The following is a 3,702-nucleotide window of genomic DNA, read 5'->3' on the forward strand; positions in this document are numbered from 1 at the left end:
TTCGATGGATTCGGATTCGGTGCGCGACGAGAAGCTTCGCGTGCTGCGCGCGCTCAAACCGATCGACCCGCTCGATATCAGCAAGGTCGCGGTGCGCGGGCAGTACCATGCGGGCGTGATCCGCGGTCAGGCGGTGCCGGCCTATGCCACCGAACATGGCGTGAAGCCCGAAAGCCATACCGAGACCTTCGTCGCACTGAAGGTGGAGATCGAAAACTGGCGCTGGGCGGGCGTGCCGTTCTTCCTGCGCACCGGCAAGCGTCTTGCCGACCGCGTGGCCGAGATCGTCGTGAACTTCCGTCCGGTGCCGCATTCGGCGCTCGGCGCGCCGGCGCTGCGTCCGGGCGCGAACCGGCTGGTTATCCGCCTGCAGCCGAACGAGAATATCCGCCTCTACTGCCTCGCGAAGCAGCCCGGCGAAGGCATGAATCTCGCGAGCGTGCATCTGGATCTCGCGTTCGACCGGTTCTTCCGCGAAGGCCAGATGGAGGCTTATCAGCGCCTGCTGCTCGACGTGATCAACGGGCGCCTCGCGCTCTTCGTGCGCCGCGACGAGCAGGAAGCGGCGTGGAAGTGGGTCGAGCCGATCCTGAACGAATGGGCCGCAACGCCGCGCCCGCCCAAGCCTTACGCGGCGGGCACGTGGGGCCCGGCGGCCTCGAGCGCGATGCTGGCGCAGCACGGCACCTGCTGGCTCGAAGAAGAGAACTGAACCGATGTGATTGCAGGACGTCGCGCGCACCCTGCGCGACGCCGGAACCGACAGATGAACTACCCCGCAGACCTACAAGAAAGCAGCATGGAGGAGAAGTGATCGAGCTTCACGTATTCGACGACCCGCGCGTCCAATCCGACGCGCTGGCGCGAGCCGTGGGCGACGCGCTACATGCGTCGCTTGCCGCTCGGCAAGCCGCACCGGGCAGCGGTGCGCGCCGTGCAACGCTCGCCGTCTCGGGCGGGACGAGCCCGCGACCCTTCCTCGAAGCCCTTTCGACGCACCGCTTCGACTGGGCGCACATCGACGTCACGCTCGTCGACGACCGCTGGGTGCCGCAAACCGACTCCGCGAGCAACGCGCGCCTCGTGCACGAGACGCTGCTGCAGCACGAAGCGGCCAACGCGCGCTTCCTGCCGCTCGTGGATGTCACGCAGGATCTCGACGCGCACGTCGCCGCGCTCAACGCCGACCCGGCCCGCAAGCTGCCGAACGTCGCCGTGCTCGGCATGGGTGAGGACGGCCACACGGCCTCGATCTTCGCCGACGCCCCCGAATGGCACGAGGCGATCACGACCGCACGCCCGTTCGTGGCCGTGCATCCGCAGGCCGCGCCCCATGCGCGCGTTTCGTGGTCCATGCAGGCGCTGCGCCAGGTCGATCGCCTGTTCCTGCTGATCGCCGGCCAGCGCAAGCTCGAAGTCCTGCAACAGGCCGCCGCGGCCGAACAAAACAACGCCATCTCGAAGCTGGCGAACGACAAGGGAGTGAGACTCGATGTCTACTGGTGTGCCTAACAAAACCGCCCCTGGCGCGGGCCAGCACGCCGACGGACCGAGGCTGCTCGCCGACATCGGCGGAACCAACGCGCGCTTCGCGCTGGAAACGGCGCCAGGCGAAATCGGCCAGGTGCGCGTGTATCCGTGCGCGCAGTATCCGGGCGTGGCGGAGGTGATCCAGCAGTACCTGAAGGACACGAAGATCGGCCGCGTGAATCACGCGGCGATCGCGATTGCGAATCCGGTCGACGGCGACCAGGTGCGCATGACCAATCATGACTGGACCTTCTCGATCGAAGCCACGCGCCGCGCGCTAGGCTTCGACACGCTGCTCGTCGTGAACGACTTCACCGCGCTCGCCATGGCGCTGCCCGGCCTCACCGACTCGCAGCGCGTCCAGGTGGGCGGCGGCCAGCGCCGCCAGAACAGCGTGATCGGCCTGCTCGGTCCGGGCACGGGCCTGGGCGTCTCGGGCCTCATTCCCGCCGACGACCGCTGGATCGCGCTCGGCAGCGAAGGCGGCCATGCGAGCTTCTCGCCGCAGGACGAACGCGAAGACATCGTGCTGCAGTTCGCGCGCAAGAAGTGGCCGCACGTCTCGTTCGAGCGCGTGTGCGCGGGACCCGGCCTCGAGTTGATCTACCGCGCGCTCGCCGCGCGCGACAAGAAGCGCTTGCCGCCGAACCTCGACACCGCCGAAGTCGTGAAGCGCGCGCATGAGGACGAGCCGCTTGCGGTCGAGACCGTCGAATGCTTCTGCGGCATTCTCGGCAGCTTCGCGGGCAATATCGCGATGACGCTCGGCTCGCTCGGCGGCATCTATATCGGCGGCGGCGTCGTGCCGCGCTTAGGCGAACTCTTCACGCGCTCGTCGTTCCGCCAGCGCTTCGAGGCGAAGGGCCGCTTCGATACCTATCTCGCGAACGTGCCGACCTATGTCATCACGGCCGAGTACCCGGCGTTCCTCGGCGTTTCGGCGATTCTCGCGGAGCAGCTTTCGAATCGCGCGGGCGGCGGCTCGTCGGCGGTGTTCGAGCGCATCCGCCAGATGCGCGACGCGCTCACGCCGGCCGAGCGCCGCGTGGCCGACCTCGCGCTGAACCATCCGCGCTCGATCATCAACGATCCGATCGTCGACATCGCGCGCAAGGCCGACGTGAGCCAGCCCACGGTCATCCGCTTTTGCCGCTCGCTCGGCTGCCAGGGCCTCTCGGACTTCAAGCTCAAGCTCGCCACGGGCCTGACGGGCACGATTCCGGTGAGCCACAGCCAGGTGCATCTCGGCGACACCGCCACCGACTTCGGCGCGAAGGTGCTCGACAACACCGTGTCCGCCATCCTGCAGCTGCGTGAGCACCTGAATTTCGAGCACGTCGAAAACGCCATCACGCTGCTCAACGGCGCGCGGCGCATCGAGTTCTACGGGCTCGGCAACTCGCACATCGTCGCGCAGGACGCGCACTACAAGTTCTTCCGCTTCGGCATCCCGACCATCGCCTACGGCGACCTGTACATGCAGGCCGCCTCCGCGGCGCTGCTCGGCAAGGGCGACGTGATCGTGGCCGTCTCGAAGTCGGGCCGCGCGCCGGAACTGCTGCGCGTGCTCGACGTCGCGATGCAGGCGGGCGCCAAGGTGATCGCGATCACTTCGAGCAACACGCCGCTCGCCAAGCGCGCGACCGTTGCGCTCGAAACCGATCACATCGAGATGCGCGAGTCGCAGCTTTCGATGATCTCGCGCATTCTGCATCTGCTGATGATCGATATCCTGGCGGTGGGCGTCGCGATTCGCCGCGCTTCGCCCGACGCGGAAATGAGCGACGCGGTCGCGCAGGCGCGCGAGCACGCCGACGACGACGCATCGGCCGTGCTCGACTGGCTGAGCCACGGGGCGTCGTCCACGGCGCGCGACTGAAGCCGCCGGCTCATTCGCGCGGTGAAAAAGCGCGGTGAAAAACATGGGACGCTTCGGCGTCCCATTTTCGTTCAGCGATACGTTGCGCTCACGGTGCTGCCGTTTGCGCCGTGCCCGGCGCCGGCGTGCCGTGCCACTTCACGACGATCGCGCGCCCGGCCCACGTGAGCACGCCGCACACGCCGATCGTCACGCCCATGCCCAACGGCGAGACGCCCGGGAACCAGCCGACCACGGCGCTCGCGAACGCCCCGAGGCCAAGCTGCGTCGCGCCGAATACGGCGGCCGCCGCG

General features: G+C 68.0%; 2 protein-coding genes and 2 pseudogenes. 3 read left to right on the forward strand and 1 reads right to left on the reverse strand.

Going from position 1 to position 3,702, the window contains the following annotated elements; all coding sequences use genetic code 11:
- The 3 genes and pseudogenes from VMJ11_RS33075 to VMJ11_RS33085 all read left to right on the forward strand — a co-directional run.
- Nucleotides 1-712: pseudogene (locus VMJ11_RS33075) on the forward strand (glucose-6-phosphate dehydrogenase); the annotation flags it as partial.
- A gap of 98 nt (nt 713-810) precedes the next feature.
- Nucleotides 811-1,512, forward strand: a complete 702-nt coding sequence (gene pgl, locus VMJ11_RS33080; RefSeq protein WP_325625319.1) for a 6-phosphogluconolactonase — start codon at nt 811-813, stop codon at nt 1,510-1,512.
- A complete protein-coding gene (locus tag VMJ11_RS33085; RefSeq protein ID WP_325625321.1) occupies nt 1,493-3,409 on the forward strand; it encodes a bifunctional transcriptional regulator/glucokinase in 1,917 nt (638 codons plus the stop codon). Before pgl ends, VMJ11_RS33085 begins: the two co-directional genes overlap by 20 nt.
- Before the next feature lie 88 nt (nt 3,410-3,497).
- On the opposite strand, the pseudogene VMJ11_RS33090 reads toward VMJ11_RS33085, so the two are convergent.
- A pseudogene (locus VMJ11_RS33090) lies at nt 3,498-3,702 on the reverse strand (Bcr/CflA family drug resistance efflux transporter); the annotation flags it as partial.

It is taken from the genome of Paraburkholderia sp., from assembly GCF_035501035.1.
In the GTDB taxonomy this organism is placed as follows: Bacteria; Pseudomonadota; Gammaproteobacteria; order Burkholderiales; family Burkholderiaceae; genus Paraburkholderia.

Coding starts and splice junctions, on each gene's coding strand:
- VMJ11_RS33085 (WP_325625321.1), top strand. CDS start 1,493: ATGTCTACTGGTGTGCCTAACAAAACCGCCCCTGGCGCGGGCCAGCAC.